Below are 16,422 nucleotides of genomic sequence, written 5' to 3'. Positions count from 1 at the left end.
GAATGCCGAAATGTTCGCCCTCTACATCGAAACCCAACTGGGGCCGACGCTGCGCGAAGGCGACGTTGTCATACTCGACAACCTGTCGAGCCACAAAGCCCCGGCCGCAGCGGCGTCCCTACGCGCGATTGGTGCATGGTTCCTGTTCCTGCCACCCTACAGCCCAGATCTGAATCCCATCGAGATGGCCTTCTCGAAACTCAAGACACTGATCAGGAAGGCCGCCGCGCGAACCTATGACCAACTCTGGGCCGCCGTCGGACAGGTCTGCAACCTCTTCTCGGACGAAGAATGCTACAACTACTTCAAAGCCGCAGGCTATGAGGCCGATTAAACGCGACACGCTCTAAAGTAACATTTGCCGCACAGCTTTCGATTGACCGCCGGCAACGCAGGACCAATCTTCACGACATAGTCCTCCCTCACCATGCTCAGGAGATGATCATGCAAATCGAATCCACACCGTACGGCGATCTGGAAACCTGGACTCCCGACGAGGTTGCCGACGCAATGCACGCCGGCAAGGTCGCCATCATCGACGTGCGCACCATCCAGGAATACGCCTTCGAGCATATTCGCGGCGCACTGCTGCTGCCGATGCATTTCTTCGAAGCCGAGCGGCTACCCTCGCAGCAAGGCAAGCGGATCATTTTCCATTGTGGCTCGGGCCTCCGCTCCGAGAGAGTCGCCCGCGCTGCGCTGCAGGCGGGATTTGCGCCGGTTGCGCACATGGCCGGCGGGTTCAACGCCTGGAAGAACGAGGGGCAGGCCTATATGGGCACTGACATGGCGACCGGGAATACGATCCGCGTCCCTGGCAAGAACGGCTGAACGACACCGCTCGGGCATGGTTTTCTGCCTTGCCAAAGGGGGGCCTGCCCCCCGCGTTCTTGCTAACGCTCCCCCCGAAGTACTTCGAGAAAGATGAAGAGTCGGAGCACCTGCGCTCTTCATCTTTCCAATAAGTACCTCCGCCGGAGGCACGATCCGAAGGATCGATTCCGGAAAAGAAAACGCCCTTCATACGATTGGACGGAATCAAAAAGGCCCCGGATGCGATGCATCCGGGGCCAGTTCTGGCTGACAGGAAGGGAGGTCAGCCTTTGTGGAACTCAGGATAGGCTTCGATGCCGAGCTCGTGGATGTCGAGACCGTTGATCTCGGCTTCCGCGTCGACGCGGATACCCATGGTGACTTTCAGGATGAACCACAGGATCGCGGAGACGACGAACATGAAGGCGCCGATGGTTGCGAAACCGATGATCTGGGTGATGTAGGACGTTTCCGGTTTCGACCAGGCAACGATGAACGTCCCCCAGAAGCCGGCGATCAGGTGCACCGGGATGGCGCCGACCACGTCGTCGATCTTCATCTTGTCGAGCATCGGGACCGCGAAGACCACGATCACACCACCGACCGCACCGATCAGGGTGGCCTCGGTCAGCGACGGCATCAGCGGCTCGGCGGTGATGGACACCAGGCCGGCCAGCGCACCGTTGAGGACCATGGTCAGGTCGACCTTGCCATACATGACCTGGGTCATGATCAGCGCGGCGATGGCGCCACCGGCAGCCGCCGTGTTGGTGTTGGCGAAGATGCGGGACACGTCGGTCACGTCAGACACGGTGCCCATGGCGAGCTGCGAGCCGCCGTTGAAGCCGAACCAGCCGAGCCAGAGGATGAACGTACCCAGAGTGGCCAGCGCGAGGTTGGAACCCGGGAACGGGTGGACACGACCGTCCTTGTACTTGCCGATACGCGGGCCGAGGATGATGGCGCCAGCCAGCGCTGCGAAACCACCAGCGGCGTGCACCAGAGTCGAACCGGCGAAGTCGGAGAAGCCCATCTCGGACAGGAAGCCGCCGCCCCACTGCCAGGACGCCTCGATCGGGTAGAAGAAGCCGGTCAGAATGATCGTGAAGACCAGGAACGGCCACAGCTTGATGCGCTCGGCGAGCGTACCGGAGACAATCGACGCGGTGGTGGCACAGAACATCAGCTGGAAGAAGAAGTCGGAGCCGACGGACGCGTAGTCGAGCGCGGCTTCCTCGGCCGGCAGGCCGACGGCTTCAAGTGACGTGATGGAGAAGCTGCCGAGCACGCCCGGGATGGTCCAGGCATCGCCCGGATACATCAGGTTGAAACCGACAAGGTAGTACAGGATCGCGGCGAGCGAGAAGAGCGCCACGTTCTTGGTCAGCTGCATGGTGACGTTCTTGGAACGCACCAGGCCGGCTTCGAGCATGGCGAAGCCCGCGGCCATCCAGAAAACCAGGAAGCCGCCCACGAGGAAGAGGACAGTGGTAAGAATATAAGCGGTCTGTTCGCCCGGCGCCGCGGAGGCGGCATCCTGCGCGAAAGCGAAAGCGGGGGCCAGCGTGGCGGCCGCAGCAATCGCAGGAATGAACTTGGTCAGTTTCATATCGTGTGGATTTCCCTGTTTGGACCTGGGCTCAGAGCGCGTCGCTGTCGGTTTCACCGGTACGGACGCGAACGGCCTGTGCGACGTCGAGAACGAAGATCTTGCCATCGCCGATCTTGTCGGTCTTGGCGGTCTTCTGGATGGTGTCGACCACCTGGTCGGCCATAGAGGCGGCCACGACGATCTCGAGCTTGATTTTTGGTACGAAGTTCACGGCATATTCTGCGCCACGATAGATTTCGGTGTGTCCGGACTGAGAGCCGAAGCCCTTGATCTCGGTCACCATCATTCCGCGTACGCCGATTGCGGTGAGCGCTTCGCGCACCTCCTCGAGCTTGAACGGCTTGATTGCTGCAATGATGAGTTTCACGTTGCTCCCCTTCCGATTGGCCGGGGGGAGGACCCCGGCTGTGTGGTGATGGAGGAAGACAGCCTCCGGACGCGGAGGGATTCAAGAAAAGCGGGGGGGACAGACCGGCAAAAATCCGGGCTTATTGCACAATTTTTGCACAATTCTAATTGAGTGCACAATTTTTAATCCAATACTGAACGCCGGATCCAACGCTGAGCGCTCCCAATCTGGCGCGATTCAAGATAACAAGGCTTAAAACAAGAGCAGGAAACGGATCAGAGGCGCCAATGAGCTCCACAGGCGGAAAACGCCCGACTCTGCGGGCAGACAAGCGCTACCCATCTGGTGGAAGCGGCAAAAGTCCCGTGAAAAAAAGCACTCCCAAAAAGAGTGCGCCGAAGGCGGCGTCCGTGAAACGGTCCCGTCGGAAGACGACGGCGCGCAAGAGCACGCGGACGCCGCGGCGCGGCGTATTCGGTTGGATTCGTGGTGCGATCGGCTTCGTTCTGGGGCTGATCTGGTCGATTATCTGGCGGAGTTCGGTTGTTCTTGGCCTGATTCTCGCGGGGGCTGTGCTGTATTTCTATGCACAACTGCCGCCTTTCACCGAGCAGATCGACGGACGCACCCGCGGCTCCGTCACGCTGCTGGATCGCAACGGCGAGGTCTTTGCCTGGCGGGGCGAGCAATTCGAATCGATCACCGATATCGGCCAGATCTCCCGCCATGCCAAAAACGCCGTCGTCGCGACGGAGGACCGCCGATTCTACTGGCATATGGGCATCAGCCCTCGCGGCATTGCCTCGGCGGTCCGAATCAACCTGTCCGAAGGGCGCTCGGCACTCTCCGGTCATGGCGGCTCTACCCTGACCCAGCAGACGGCCAAGCTGCTCTGCCTTGGCGTTCCCTATGATCCTGCCACGGGCATGAACGAAGGAGAGTACGAGGCCGATTGCCGCCGCACGACGATCGGGCGCAAGCTCAAGGAAGCCGTCTACTCGATGGCGATGGAGTTGAAATACACCAAGGACGAGATCCTTGTGATCTATTTCAACCGCGCCTATCTGGGCGCTTCCGCGCGCGGCTTCGAGGCCGCATCTCAGCGCTATTTCGGCGTTCCGGCCAGCCAGCTTGCGCCGGGCCAGGCGGCGATGCTCGCCGGGTTGCTCAAGGCGCCCACGCGCTACGCGCCGACGAACAATCTGAAGCGCTCGCAGGACCGTGCCGATACGGTCATCAAGCTGATGTACGATCAAGGCTACCTGACAGAGGCCGAGCGCGACCATGCCTGGGCAAACCCGGCCACTCTCAGCGAGGCGGCACAGGCCCATGCGGGCGGTTATTTCGCCGATTGGGTCATGGATACCGGCCCGAACTACCTGACCCGCGATACCACCGAGGACGTGATCCTGCGCACCACGCTGGACCAGGGCATCCAGCGCTCCGCCGAGGAAGCATTGCAGTTCATCTTCCAGGAGAAGGTCCGCGACGGATCGGAGGCGCAGGCCGCGATCGTGGTGATGTCGGCCGACGGTGCTGTGCGTGCCATGGTCGGCGGGCGTGAGACGCGTGTCTCGGGGGCCTTTAACCGCGCCACCATGGCCAAGCGCCAGACTGGTTCCTCCTTCAAACCGTTCGTCTATGCCGCCGCGCTGGATCTCGGCTACACGCCGCTGGCCACCGTCGTGGACGAGCCGTATTGCATCTCGCTGCCGGGGCAACCGAATTACTGCCCCAAGAATTACAGCCGCGAGTTCAAGGGCCGGGTGACGCTGACCAAGGCGCTTGCCGACAGCCTCAACATCCCCGCCGTCAAGGTCTCAGAAGCGGTCGGGCGCGAGAACGTGCGCAAGATCGCCTCGGATTTCGGCATCGATAACGAACTGGCCGTCGGCCCGGCGCTGGCGCTTGGCGTGTCGGAATCGACGCTGCTGGAGATGTCGGGGGCCTATGCGGGCATCCTGAACGGTGGCCGCTCGGTCACGCCCTACGGCCTGATGGAACTGCGCCTGGAAGGGGAGTCCGAGCCGCTCATGGGCCAGGGCGGCGGTTTTGGCGAAAGGGTCATCTCGGACACGGCGGCGCGCAATCTCGTCTACATGATGAACCAGGTCGTCGAGGCCGGTACCGGGCAGCGGGCCAAGCTGGGAGAACGCCCTGCGGCCGGCAAGACGGGCACGACGCAAGCCGCGCGTGATGCCTGGTTCATTGGCTTCACCGCCGATTACGTCACAGGAGTCTGGATGGGATATGATGACAACACACCGCTCTCCGGCGTGACGGGTGGTGGTTTGCCGACCGAGATATGGCATGAGGCCATGGTGCGGATACACGAGGGAAAACCGATCAATCCGCTTCCGATGGACATTCCGCAGAATGCCGCGCAACCCGATCCGCATAGCGAAGGCGCGCCTGGCACAGCCCAATCGAGCAATACCCGGGCGCCGCAGCCGAAAAAGGACAACCTCGCCGAGCGTATCCTGCGCGATGTCGGTTCAATCTTCGGGCGCCGAAACTGACCAGACCGAGAAATTGACGGCAGCGCCGCTCACAAGCGGCGCTGCGCCTCCCGTAACGTCACGACTGCTCAGCTTGCGGTCTTCAGGTCCTGGATGAGCGCGTCGATATTGCCCTTGCGGCGATCCAGCATCGCACCGATCTCGGTGCGCTCCAGTTGCAGCATGTTCACGCCATCGATCGTCATGTTGTAGAACTTGCTCATCCCGTCGCGCACGAGGAAATCCACCTTGAAGGGCGCCTCGCCCCGCAGATGCGCGACCGTGCGCACCTCGATGCTCTTCTTCACGGTCCGGGCGTCCTGCACCTCGAGGCGGCCACCCAAGAATTCGCGGAACCGCTTGCCGTATTTGCGTGAAATATACCCGGTGTAGACCTTGGTATAGGCGCTGAGCTGGGATTTGCTCGCCTGGCGGGCATTGGCCCCCAGCGAATAGCGCGCAATGGTTGGCACGTCGGCATAACGGGTAAAAATTCTCTCGAATTCCCTGTACATCGCCGCTTCGGATTTGCCGGAAGAAATCACCTTGTTGATATCGGCGATAAGCGCTTCGACCAGCCGCACGGCTTTGTCGGGCGATAGCGCCAGTGCGACCCCCGGCATGGCCACGGCGGCAGCGCCCGCAAGAAGAACGCCAAGGGTGGAACGTCGGGATAAATCAATCACCAAATAGCTCCTCATAAGGGTCAATATAGTCTTCCTCGGCCACGTCGCCCCGCCTCAACTCGAACCGGCGGTTCTGAAGGTAGATCAGGCGGGACTGTGCGTAGCTGTCCTCGGACTCATATAGGATCGATTCTACCGTATCCCCATAGCGAATGCGATCTGTCCCTTCCGCGACCCATGTGAACCCGTTCGCCAGAAGGTTCTCCGGCCAGGGGAAAACATACCACAGCGGGTTGATGGCAAAGTCCACAACACTGCCAACCGTGTCACGCTGCGTGGATGGGCCAACGACCGGAAGCTCCTGATAGCTGCCCTCTCCCACGCCCCAGACATGCAGCGTTTCACCAAAATCGGTGTCGATTTCCGGCAGGCCGCCAGCCCCGGCCACGTCCATCAGCCCGAGAACCCCGATTGTGGAGTTGATACCGAAGCGCATGGTGTTATGCGCCGCATCGCCGGGGCGCAGCTGCAGCAGGCTGTTCACGATCTTGCGAGGCGTGTCGAGATTGGTGCCGAAATTGCTCACGGCGATCAGGAGCGGACTGGCCTCCTTGGCCGGCGACTCGTCTTCCGGCGCCTCAATGCCGTCCTCGGACGCCTCGCCCGGCCCGCCGCCAAGCGCCTGGTCCAGTGACTTGTTGAACTCGTGGACCCTCCGGTTGGCGACCTCGTTGGGATCGTTGATCTCCGACGGGATCTGCGCGGGTCCACAGGCGCTCAAGCCGCACACCACCAGCAACGCCGTGACGCAGGCGCTACGTTTCCTGGAATTGGAATCGGGAAAGGACATACGTTTTATCAACAGGTTCATCATATTTTGCCATCCAGATCGACAGGCGACCCACCGGCCCCAAACGGTAGGGAAACTAGCCGCGGCAGCGTCCAGAAACAACGTCCGAAAGCGACTGGAAGGCGAATATGCGCGAATCCGACATCGAAACAGGCCGGCGCGAGTTGCGCAGGATCCGCCGGCAGAGCGGCAGCCTTCTCCTCGCCGCCTTCGTTTTTTCCATTTTTGTCAACCTGTTGATGCTGACAGGCCCGCTCTACATGCTGCAGATCTACGATCGAGTGCTCAGCTCCCGCTCGGAAGCAACCCTGCTCGCCCTCTCGGCGCTCGTTGTGTTCCTCTACGCGATGATGGGCCTGCTGGACTATGCCCGAGGTCGGGTCATGGCCCGCATCGGCGCCCGCTTCCAGGCCCGGCTGGATCAACGCGTCTTCACCGCAGCAATCCGGCGGGAGACAGACGCGCCGGGGGCGACCGCGCCCGCTGCGCGCCTGCGCGACCTCGAGAATATCCAGAGGTTTTTCGGCTCCCCGGCAGCAATGGCGTTGTTCGACCTGCCATGGACGCCGGTCTTTCTTCTGGCGATCTATGTCTTTCATCCCTGGCTGGGCGGGCTCGCGATCTGTGGCGGCATCCTGCTGGTCGCGCTCACGGGCCTGAACCAGGCCCGCATCCGGCACCCGCTGGCAGAGGCGACGCAGGCCAGCCTGTCAGCCGAACGGATCTCGGGCCAGATCCTGGACGAGGCAGAGACGGTCGAGGCACTCGGAATGCGCGCGGCGACCTTCGAACGCTGGCAAAAGGCGCGCTCCAGGAGCCTGCGCACGATGCTGGCCGCCGCAGACAGGGCGGGCACCTATACGGCGGCCTCCAAGGCGCTAAGGTTGCTGCTGCAATCGGCCATGCTGGGGCTGGGGGCGTATCTCGTCCTGCAACACGAGTTGACCGGGGGGGCGATGATCGCCGGTTCCATCCTGCTCGGGCGCGCTCTTGCCCCGGTGGAGCTCGCGGTCGGACAATGGGAATCCTATCAACGCATGACGCGTGGCTGGCGCAGCCTGTCCCAATTGCTGGGCCGCGTGCCGCCAGAGACAAAGCGCACGGCGCTTCCCAAACCCGCAGCGCAGCTTGAGGCGCTGCAGGCAACGATCATTCCACCCGGAGAAAACCAGGCCACCCTGCGCATGGTCAGTTTCCAACTGCCGCCAGGGCAGGCCATGGGCGTCATTGGCCCCTCTGGCTCCGGCAAGACCACGCTGGCGCGCGCCTTAACCGGTGTCTGGCCCTGCGCCGGCGGCAAGATACGCCTCGATGGTGCGGCGCTGGAGCAATACGACCCCGATGTGCTTGGCCAGCATATCGGTTACCTGCCGCAACGGATCCGTCTGTTCGACGGTACGATTGCCGAGAACATCGCCCGCCTCTCCGCGAGCCCGGATGCGGAAGCGGTGGTCGCGGCTGCGCGCAAGGCCGACGCGCACGATATGATTCTCAAGCTGCCGAACGGCTATGACACCCCGCTCAAGGCCGCGTCGAACCGGCTCTCGGGCGGGCAGATCCAGCGGCTCGGGCTGGCCCGCGCGCTCTATGGCGACCCGTGCATCGTGGTTCTGGACGAGCCGAATTCCAACCTGGACAATGAGGGTTCCGAGGCACTGAACCGGGCCATCCGCCAGATCAAGGAGGAGAATCGTTCGGTCATCATCATGGCCCATCGCCCCGCTGCCATCCGCGAATGCGACCTGCTTCTGGTGCTCGATAACGGAATTCGGCGCGCCTTCGGGCCCAGGGACGAGGTCCTGCGCGACACCGTCCGCAATGCCAAGCAGATCCATGCATTCAAGGGCAAGGGGGGCATTCAATGAACCGTCGTAGCCGCATGAGCGCGCGCTTTCCGCTCTGGCTAGGCCTGATTTCGATCGCCTTGCTTCTGGGCGGGTTCGGGAGTTGGTCGTTGACGAGCCGGATCGCCGGCGCCGTGGTCGCCTCCGGTCATGTCGAAGTCGATCAACACCGGCAGGTCGTGCAGCATCTCGACGGTGGGATCGTCAAGCGGCTGCTGGTGCAGGAAGGGGACCGCGTTGGGGCCGGGCAGAAGCTGATCGAGCTGGAGGATTCCGAGCTGCGGTCGGAGTTGACAATTGTCGAGGGACAGGTCTTCGAGCTTATGGCCCGCGCCGGACGGTTCGAGGCCGAAAGGGATGGCGCGCAGGAGATCACCTACCCCGCCGAGCTTCTTGCCGCGGCCAGCACCCGTTCGGAGATCGCGGATCTTGTGGCGGGGCAGACACGGCTTTTTCAGGCGAGACTGGGAACACTGCAGAAAGAAGCCGATCAACTGGCGCGCCGACGACAACAGATCGAAAGCCAGGTCGACGGGATCGATGCGCAACGAACGGCTCTCACGGAGCAGTTGTCCCTTATAGGGCAGGAGCTTCAGGACCAGCAGCACCTGCTGGACAAGGGGCTGGCCCAGGCCTCGCGCGTCTTGTCCCTGCAGCGGGAGCGGTCCGGGCTCGCCGGCTCACTCGGCGAACTGGCCGCCAGCCGGGCCGAAACCCTCGGGCGCATGACCGAGATGGATATCGAGATCCTGAAGCTTGAAACCGACCGGCGGGAAGAGGCAATCTCGCAATTGCGGGATCTCAAATCCAGCATCGTGGAGTTGAACGAGCGCCGGCATTCGCTAGGCAAGCGCCTCTCTCGGCTGGAAATTGCCGCGCCGGCGGCCGGGATCGTTCACGGGCTGGTCGTCAACACGCCGCGCTCGGTGATTCGCGCGGCGGAACCCGTTGCCTATATCGTCCCGCAGGATCGTCCACTGGTGATCACGGCCCGCATAGATCCGTTGCATGTCGATGAAGTTTTTGTCGGTCAGGAGGTGACCCTACGCTTCCCCGCCTTCGACTCGCGCCGAACCCCGGAACTCGGAGGGCGGGTTTTCAGGATCTCGGCGGATGCCTTTTCCGACGAGCGCAGTGGCCAATCGTTTTATCGCTGCGAAATCGTCCTGGACGAGGACGAGATCAAAAAGCTGGGCGAAGGCAAGGAAGTACTTCCCGGCATGCCGGTGGAGGCCTATATCCGGACCGGCGAACGCTCGCCTCTGGCCTATCTGGTCAAGCCGTTCACGGACTATTTCAACAAGGCCTTCCGCGAGAGCTGAGGCCGCCGTAAGGAGCCTGCCAATGCCCGGCACCATCGAAGCCCGCCTTGCCGAACTCGGCGTCACCCTTCCGGACGCCCCGGCCCCCGCCGCCAATTACGTGCCCTTCGTGCAGGTCGGTGACATGGTCTATGTCTCGGGCCAGGTGTGCAGCGGACCGGACGGGCTGATCATCGGCAAACTCGGGGCCGACATGGAAGTCGAGGCGGCAGCGGCAGCAGCAAAAAGCTGCGCGATCGCGCTTTTGGCGCAGTGCAAGGCGGCCTGCGGCGGCGACCTGGACCGGCTCAAGCGCGTGGTCAAGCTGACCGGTTTCGTCAATTCCACCGGCGATTTCGGCGACCAGCCCAAGGTCGTGAACGGGGCTTCGGATTTCCTCGTGGAGGCGCTTGGCGATGCTGGCCGGCATGCGCGTTCCGCCGTCTCGGCCGCCTCGCTGCCCTTTGGCGTTGCGGTCGAGATCGAGGCGATCTTCCAAATCAGCTGACGAGTACGGACATGGAATTACATCCGGACTTTCTCGCCCGTCCGTTGACGCATCGTGGCTTGCACGATGTGGACGACGGACGGCCGGAGAACTCCCGCGCATCCGTGCGCGCGGCCGTCGCCGCGGGCTACGGCATCGAGATCGATCTGCAATTGTCCGCCGATGGGCGCGCGATGGTGTTTCACGACTATGCGTTGCAGCGCCTGACGGCCGAAAGCGGGGCGCTCCGGCAACGGAGCGCTGCCGAACTGGCCTCTATTCCGCTCAAGGGCGGCGACGAGGGCATCCCGACATTCGCCGAGATCCTGGAGCTGGTGAACGGCCGCGTACCTTTACTGGTGGAAATCAAGGATCAGGATGGCGAACTCGGCCCGAATGTCGGCCAATTGGAGCAGGCCGTCGTTCAAGATCTCGTTGGATATCACGGGCCGATCGCCTTCATGTCCTTCAACCCACATTCGATGATCGCGCTCGGCCGGCTGGCGCCCGACACCTGTAGAGGGCTGACAACAAGTGCCTTTTTACCGGAGGATTGGCCCGGCGTCCCTGAACCCACGCTCGCAAGGCTGGCCGGCATCCCCGATCTCGCGGCGGCGGAGGCCAAATTCATCAGCCATGACGCACAGGACCTCCACGCGGATCGCGTTTTGGAGATCAAGCAATCGGGGCTGCCCGTACTGTGCTGGACAATTCGTTCGGTTCAGGCGGAAATCGCCGCACGCGAGATTGCCGACAATGTGACCTTCGAAGGCTATCGCCCGGGTTGATCCCGTGCCCTCGACGGGCAAACCTGCGGCGAAGCCACCAACCGGATGCCCATGAGCGAAACCGCGATAGACGTAGAACTCCTGCCTTCCATCGGCGCCATCCCGGCGTCCGACTGGGATGGCTGTGCCTGCCCGGAGGCGGCCGACGGGTTTCGCCCTGTCGACCCGTTCACGACACATCGCTTCCTGAAAGCTCTGGAAGACAGCGGCTCCGTCGGTCCCGGTTCCGGGTGGCAGCCTTCCTATCTCGCCGCGCGCCGCGATGGCGAACTCATTGCCTGCGCGCCGCTCTACGCGAAAGGGCACAGCCAGGGCGAGTATGTCTTCGACCACTCCTGGGCCCATGCCTATGAGAATGCCGGCGGCGCCTATTACCCGAAGATGCAACTCTCCGTGCCATTCACGCCGGTCACGGGGCGGCGTTTTCTCGTCAAGCCGGGGGCGGAGGCGATCGGCATGCCCGCGCTGGTACAGGCCGCGGTGCAGCTGACGTCAAACAACCACATGTCCTCGCTCCACGTCACCTTCTGCACTGCCGACGAAGCCGCGGCTGGCCACCAGATGGGCCTGATGCACCGCCGCGGTCAGCAGTTTCATTGGGAAAATGCCGGATACGAGAGTTTCGACGGCTTTCTCGCTGCGCTCTCCTCTCGCAAGCGCAAGAATATCCGCAAGGAGCGGGCCATGGCACGGGCCTTTGGCGGCACGATCCGCCGCCTGACCGGAGACGAGATCGAACGCTCCCATTGGAACGATATCTGGGCCTTCTACCAGGATACCGGCAGCCGCAAATGGGGCAGCCCTTACCTCACGCGGGCGTTTTTCGACATCGCGCATGAAACCCTGCGCGACGACATCCTGCTTGTCCTCGCCGAACGCGACGGCCGAAACGTCGCCGGGGCGCTGAACTTCATCGGCAGGCAGTCGCTCTTCGGACGTTACTGGGGTGCATTGGAGCATCACCCCTGCCTTCATTTCGAATTGTGCTACTATCAGGCCATCGACTACGCAATTGAACACCAACTGGAAACAGTCGAGGCTGGCGCGCAAGGGGAGCACAAGCTCGCACGTGGCTACCTGCCGGTGCCGACCCATTCGCTGCATTGGGTGGCCGATCCGGGATTTGGCAGGGCAATCGCGCAGTTTCTCGACGCCGAAGCGAAAGCCGTGGACGAGGAGATCGAGATCCTCACCAGCTACGGACCGTTTCGCCAGACAGGGGAGGATCACGATTGACCGACAAACTGACCGATCGCACCGCGTTGGAACAGCTGCTGGATGGTGGCTGGAAGCTTGACAAAAATGGCGACGCCCTGACGAAGACTTTCCTTTTCGCCGATTTCATCACCGCTTTCGGCTGGATGACACGTGTTGCCATTCATGCCGAAAAGATGAACCATCACCCGGAATGGGAAAATGTCTATCGCCGCGTGCGGGTCGCCTTGACGACACATGATGCTGGCGGGCTGAGCGCGCTGGATGTCACGCTTGCCCGGAAGATGGACGAAGAAGCTGGCCGCTCCTGATCGGGTGGCCGATCAGAGTTTGAAGAAAGGGGATTTCCGAGATGGATGAACAGATTCTCATGAACGCGCTTCTGGCGCTCGTCACGGCCATTGGCGGCATCTGGTTGAGCGGCTTCATATCGCAGCGCATCCTCAAACTGCCCGAGCAGAACGAAAAATTCGACCCGATGCTGGCGCGTTTCATTGCCAGCGTCACCCGCTGGGCGATCCTGGTCTTTGCCGGCATCTTCGTGCTGGGTACCTTCGGCATCCAGACCACCTCGCTGGCCGCGGCCATCGGTTCGGTCGGTATCGCCATCGGTCTTGCCTTGCAGGGAACACTGGGGCACCTCGCCGCCGGGGTCATGCTGGTCGTGTTCCGTCCCTTCAACCTCGGCCAGTTCATCCAGGTCGCCGGGCATTCCGGGACCGTGAAGCAGATCACGCTGTTCACGACAGAACTGGCCACGCCGGACAACGTGCAGATCATCATTCCGAATGGCGATGTCTGGTCCTCTTCCATCATCAACTATTCGGCGCATGACACCCGCCGCGTCGATCTTGTCTTCGGTGTCGCCTATGACAGCGACCTGAAGAAGACGGAGGAGATCCTGAACGGGCTGATCGCCGCCGAGGAACGTTTCAAGAAGGACCCGGAGCCTTTCGTGAAGGTGACGAACCTGGGCGACAGCTCGGTGGATTTCACGGTACGGGTCTGGTGTGATGCGCCCGATTACTGGGATCTGAAGTTCCAGCTGACGCGTCAGGCAAAGGAAGCGTTCGACGCGGCGGGCATCGACATCCCCTTCCCCACGCAATTGCAGATCAATCGCGATATGTGATCGCCCGGAAGCGATTGCATTCAGCGACACCGGCTGTAGGTTCCCCCCAACACCAAACAGCGGGGAGGGTTGTCCATGCCGGGGATCGTGATCGTGGGTGCCGGACAGGCCGGGGCCTCTCTCGCGGCGAAGCTGCGCATGTCGGGCTACACGGGCGAGGTGACGCTGATCGGCGAGGAGCATGTCCCGCCCTATCAACGCCCGCCCTTGTCCAAGAAATACCTGCTGGGCGAGATGGAACTGGAACGCCTCTACCTGCGGCCCGAGAGCTTTTATGCCGAGAACGACATCACCCTGCGCACCGATTGCCGGGTGGATTCCATTGACGCCGCGGACCGAAAGATCGTTCTGGGCGCCGAGACGCTGGAATATGAGCATCTCGCTCTGACGACCGGCTCCGTGCCCCGACGCCTGCCGCCGGCGATTGGCGGATTACTGGAAGGCGTCCACGTTGTCCGCACCCTGCGCGATATTGACCGGCTCGCCCCGGAAATGGTGGCGGGCAAGCGCGTGCTGATCGTGGGTGGCGGCTATATCGGGCTGGAGGCCGCCGCGGTGGCCAGCAAGTTGGGGCTGGACGTGGTGCTGGTCGAGATGGCCGAACGGATCCTGCAACGGGTCGCCGCGCCGGAGACCTCGGACTATTTCCGCACCCTGCACCGCTCCCACGGCGTGGATATCCGCGAGGCAACCGGGCTGGAACGGCTGACCGGCGAAGGGCGCGTTTCCGGCGCTGTTCTGAGCGATGAAACCGAGATTGCTGTAGATCTGGTGATCGTCGGTGTCGGAATTTCCCCCGCGACCGAACTGGCCGAGGCGGCGGGGCTCACGCTCGACAACGGCATCGCTGTGGACGCGATGGGGCGCACGTCGGATCCGCATATCTGGTCCGCCGGGGACTGCGCCTCCTTCCCCTGGCGCGGACAGCGCATCCGTCTGGAAAGCGTCCAGAACGCAATCGATCAAGCGGAGTTGGTCGCATCCAACATGCTCGGCGCCGAGGCGGAATACGATCCGAAGATCTGGTTCTGGTCCGATCAGTACGACGTGAAGCTGCAGATCGCCGGGCTCAACACCGGCTTTGACCGGATCGTGGTGCGTCCGGGCGAGAAGGAAGGATCTGCCTCGCACTGGTATTTCGCCGGCAACGCCCTGCTGGCCGTAGACGCGATGAACGATCCGCGCGCCTACATGGTCGGCAAGCGTCTGATCGATGGCGGCCGGAGCGCAGATCCGGCGGCGCTGGCCGACCCTGCCACCGATCTGAAGGCACTGATGCGCGGATGAGGATCATCGGCGGAAAGAACAAGGGGCTGGCACTTGCCTCGGTCGGCAAAGGCGATTCGGCGGCGCATCTGCGGCCCACCTCGGACCGCGTGCGCGAGAGCCTGTTCAACCTGCTGGCGCATGGCCACGGCGATCCGGTTCCAGATGCGCGGGTGCTGGACCTGTTCGCCGGCACGGGCGCGCTTGGACTGGAAGCGCTCTCGCGCGGCGCGGCGCAGGTGACCTTCATCGACGAAGGCGCCAAGGCGCGCGCGCTCCTGCGAGAGAATATCGAGAAGCTCCGCGCCTATGGCACAACCAAGCTCTATCGGCGCGACGCGACCCGGATGGGCGTGAATCGGGGGCCGGGTTTCGACCTCGTTTTTCTCGACCCACCTTATGGAAAGGGGCTCGGGGAGCGCGCGATAGCCTCCTGTGTCGAAGGTGGCTGGTTCGCATCCGGAGCGCTGATTGTCTGGGAAGAGAATGCACCGCAGCTGCCGCCCGACGGGTTCGAACTGCTGGACCGCCGGGAATATGGCGACACGCATATCACGATCCTGCGGGCACCATCGGACGCGCTCGAATAGGCTTACCTGGCTCCCGATCATCCGAACACGAAGCCCTTCCAGCCCACCCTTCACAACCGATTAACCTTAACGAAAACTAAGGTTAATCGGGATTACTGGAAGGCACAGGAGGGACCGGCCTCACATGGTTTGGCCTCTCGGCTTCCCCCGGGGACTCTCGGGAAACCCTGTTCCAGGTGGAACATTTATTCCCAGGTCGGGTGGAACTTGCCCGCCGGCGACAGGGTAAAGATCTCGAAGCCGTCCGCCGTCACGCCGATGGAATGCTCGAACTGGGCCGAGAGGGACTTGTCCCGCGTCACCGCGGTCCAGTCATCGGCAAGCACCTTGGTCTCGGGACGGCCGAGATTGACCATCGGCTCGATGGTGAAGATCATCCCCTCTTCCAGCGTCGGGCCGGTGCCGGGGCGTCCGTAATGGAGCACGTTGGGCGGAGCATGGAAAACGCGGCCCAGCCCGTGACCGCAGAAATCGCGCACCACGCTCATCCGCTGGCCTTCGACATAGGATTGGATCGCGTAGCCGATATCGCCGAAGGTGTTGCCCGGCTTCACAGCCTCGATCCCCTTGAACAGCGCGTCATGCGTCACCTGAACGAGGCGCTCCGCCTTGCGGGACATCTTGCCGGCCACGTACATCCGGCTGGTATCGCCGAACCAGCCATCGACGATGACCGTGACATCGATATTCAGGATATCTCCGTCACGCAGTGTCTTGTCGCTCGGGATGCCGTGGCAGACGACATGATTTACGCTGATGCAGGTGGCGTGCTTGTAGCCCTTGTAACCGATCGTGGCCGAGGTCGCTCCGGCCTCGGTGACCATGTCCTCTACAGCCTTGTCGATGGCAGCAGTCGTCTGGCCGGGCACCACGAGCGGCGCCACACGGTCCAGAATCTCGGCAGCCAGCCGGCCTGCCGCATGCATTCCCGGAAAATCCGACGTCTCGTAGAGCCGAATTCCATCCTTGGTCAGCCGTGCGCGGGTATCGTCCACGTTGCCCTCTGTCTTGATCGTTTCAGTCTCGCGGAACATAGGGATATCGCACCGGA

At 62.6% G+C, this 16,422-nt stretch carries 17 protein-coding genes; 12 read left to right on the top strand and 5 right to left on the bottom strand.

What is annotated here, in order from left to right; translation table 11 throughout:
- On the top strand, nucleotides 1-334 hold a 334-nt coding region (locus tag BLR85_RS18870), incomplete at its 5' end, for a transposase (protein ID WP_139188452.1).
- Nucleotides 335-444: 110 nt separating this feature from the next.
- Nucleotides 445-831, top strand: a complete 387-nt coding sequence (locus tag BLR85_RS18865) for a rhodanese-like domain-containing protein (RefSeq protein WP_093160578.1) — start codon at nucleotides 445-447, stop codon at nucleotides 829-831.
- A gap of 265 nt (nucleotides 832-1,096) precedes the next feature.
- Here BLR85_RS18865 and BLR85_RS18860 read toward each other — a convergent pair whose 3' ends face one another.
- The gene (locus BLR85_RS18860; RefSeq protein WP_093160573.1) at nucleotides 1,097-2,422 is read right to left on the bottom strand and encodes an ammonium transporter; all 1,326 of its coding nucleotides are present in this window, start codon (nucleotides 2,420-2,422) and stop codon (nucleotides 1,097-1,099) included.
- 31 nt (nucleotides 2,423-2,453) lie between these two features.
- On the bottom strand, nucleotides 2,454-2,792 hold the full coding sequence (locus tag BLR85_RS18855; protein ID WP_093160568.1) for a P-II family nitrogen regulator: 339 nt from the start codon (nucleotides 2,790-2,792) through the stop codon (nucleotides 2,454-2,456).
- A 269-nt stretch (nucleotides 2,793-3,061) separates the two neighbouring features.
- Here BLR85_RS18855 and BLR85_RS18850 point away from each other — a divergent pair, with 269 nt between their 5' ends.
- Nucleotides 3,062-5,293 carry a transglycosylase domain-containing protein gene (locus tag BLR85_RS18850; RefSeq protein WP_093160563.1) on the top strand — a complete coding sequence of 744 codons (2,232 nt, stop codon included), beginning with the start codon at nucleotides 3,062-3,064 and terminating at the stop codon, nucleotides 5,291-5,293.
- Between the two features lie 68 nt (nucleotides 5,294-5,361).
- On the opposite strand, the gene BLR85_RS18845 is transcribed toward BLR85_RS18850, so the two are convergent.
- Together BLR85_RS18845 and BLR85_RS18840 are read right to left on the bottom strand one after the other, a co-directional pair.
- Nucleotides 5,362-5,973 (bottom strand): MlaC/ttg2D family ABC transporter substrate-binding protein, encoded by a 612-nt coding sequence (locus BLR85_RS18845; protein ID WP_093160558.1) that lies wholly within the window; start codon nucleotides 5,971-5,973, stop codon nucleotides 5,362-5,364.
- On the bottom strand, nucleotides 5,951-6,769 hold the full coding sequence (locus BLR85_RS18840) for an MlaA family lipoprotein (protein WP_244520782.1): 819 nt from the start codon (nucleotides 6,767-6,769) through the stop codon (nucleotides 5,951-5,953). The genes BLR85_RS18845 and BLR85_RS18840 overlap by 23 nt, the downstream gene beginning before the upstream one ends.
- A 107-nt stretch (nucleotides 6,770-6,876) precedes the next feature.
- On the opposite strand from BLR85_RS18840, the gene BLR85_RS18835 reads away from it, so the two are divergent.
- The 9 genes from BLR85_RS18835 (at nucleotide 6,877) to rsmD (ending at nucleotide 15,371) form a co-directional block, all read left to right on the top strand.
- The gene (locus BLR85_RS18835) at nucleotides 6,877-8,613 is read left to right on the top strand and encodes a type I secretion system permease/ATPase (RefSeq protein WP_093160554.1); all 1,737 of its coding nucleotides are present in this window, start codon (nucleotides 6,877-6,879) and stop codon (nucleotides 8,611-8,613) included.
- Nucleotides 8,610-9,914, top strand: coding sequence for an HlyD family type I secretion periplasmic adaptor subunit (locus BLR85_RS18830; RefSeq protein ID WP_093160549.1), 1,305 nt, complete (start codon nucleotides 8,610-8,612; stop codon nucleotides 9,912-9,914). The genes BLR85_RS18835 and BLR85_RS18830 overlap by 4 nt, the downstream gene beginning before the upstream one ends.
- 22 nt (nucleotides 9,915-9,936) lie before the next feature.
- On the top strand, nucleotides 9,937-10,401 hold the full coding sequence (locus BLR85_RS18825; protein ID WP_093160545.1) for a RidA family protein: 465 nt from the start codon (nucleotides 9,937-9,939) through the stop codon (nucleotides 10,399-10,401).
- An 11-nt stretch (nucleotides 10,402-10,412) separates the two neighbouring features.
- A complete protein-coding gene (locus BLR85_RS18820) occupies nucleotides 10,413-11,168 on the top strand; it encodes a glycerophosphodiester phosphodiesterase family protein (RefSeq protein ID WP_093160540.1) in 756 nt (251 codons plus the stop codon).
- 51 nt (nucleotides 11,169-11,219) lie between these two features.
- The gene (locus tag BLR85_RS18815) at nucleotides 11,220-12,404 is read left to right on the top strand and encodes a GNAT family N-acetyltransferase (protein ID WP_093160587.1); all 1,185 of its coding nucleotides are present in this window, start codon (nucleotides 11,220-11,222) and stop codon (nucleotides 12,402-12,404) included.
- Nucleotides 12,401-12,694 (top strand): 4a-hydroxytetrahydrobiopterin dehydratase, encoded by a 294-nt coding sequence (locus BLR85_RS18810; protein ID WP_093160535.1) that lies wholly within the window; start codon nucleotides 12,401-12,403, stop codon nucleotides 12,692-12,694. The genes BLR85_RS18815 and BLR85_RS18810 overlap by 4 nt, the downstream gene beginning before the upstream one ends.
- A gap of 41 nt (nucleotides 12,695-12,735) precedes the next feature.
- The gene (locus BLR85_RS18805) at nucleotides 12,736-13,515 is read left to right on the top strand and encodes a mechanosensitive ion channel family protein (protein ID WP_093160531.1); all 780 of its coding nucleotides are present in this window, start codon (nucleotides 12,736-12,738) and stop codon (nucleotides 13,513-13,515) included.
- A gap of 75 nt (nucleotides 13,516-13,590) precedes the next feature.
- Entirely contained in the window at nucleotides 13,591-14,802 is a 1,212-nt protein-coding gene (locus tag BLR85_RS18800; protein WP_093160528.1) for an NAD(P)/FAD-dependent oxidoreductase, read from the top strand.
- Nucleotides 14,799-15,371: a 16S rRNA (guanine(966)-N(2))-methyltransferase RsmD gene (rsmD, locus tag BLR85_RS18795; RefSeq protein ID WP_093160524.1), complete on the top strand. Its 573-nt coding sequence runs from the start codon at nucleotides 14,799-14,801 to the stop codon at nucleotides 15,369-15,371. Before BLR85_RS18800 ends, rsmD begins: the two co-directional genes overlap by 4 nt.
- 185 nt (nucleotides 15,372-15,556) lie before the next feature.
- Here rsmD and map read toward each other — a convergent pair whose 3' ends face one another.
- Nucleotides 15,557-16,405 (bottom strand): type I methionyl aminopeptidase, encoded by an 849-nt coding sequence (map, locus tag BLR85_RS18790; RefSeq protein ID WP_093160518.1) that lies wholly within the window; start codon nucleotides 16,403-16,405, stop codon nucleotides 15,557-15,559.
- Nucleotides 16,406-16,422 lie beyond the last annotated feature (17 nt).

The organism is Aliiruegeria lutimaris, assembly GCF_900099935.1.
Lineage (GTDB): Bacteria > Pseudomonadota > Alphaproteobacteria > Rhodobacterales > Rhodobacteraceae > Tropicimonas > Tropicimonas lutimaris.
This window is presented reverse-complemented; position numbering and strand designations above follow the sequence as displayed.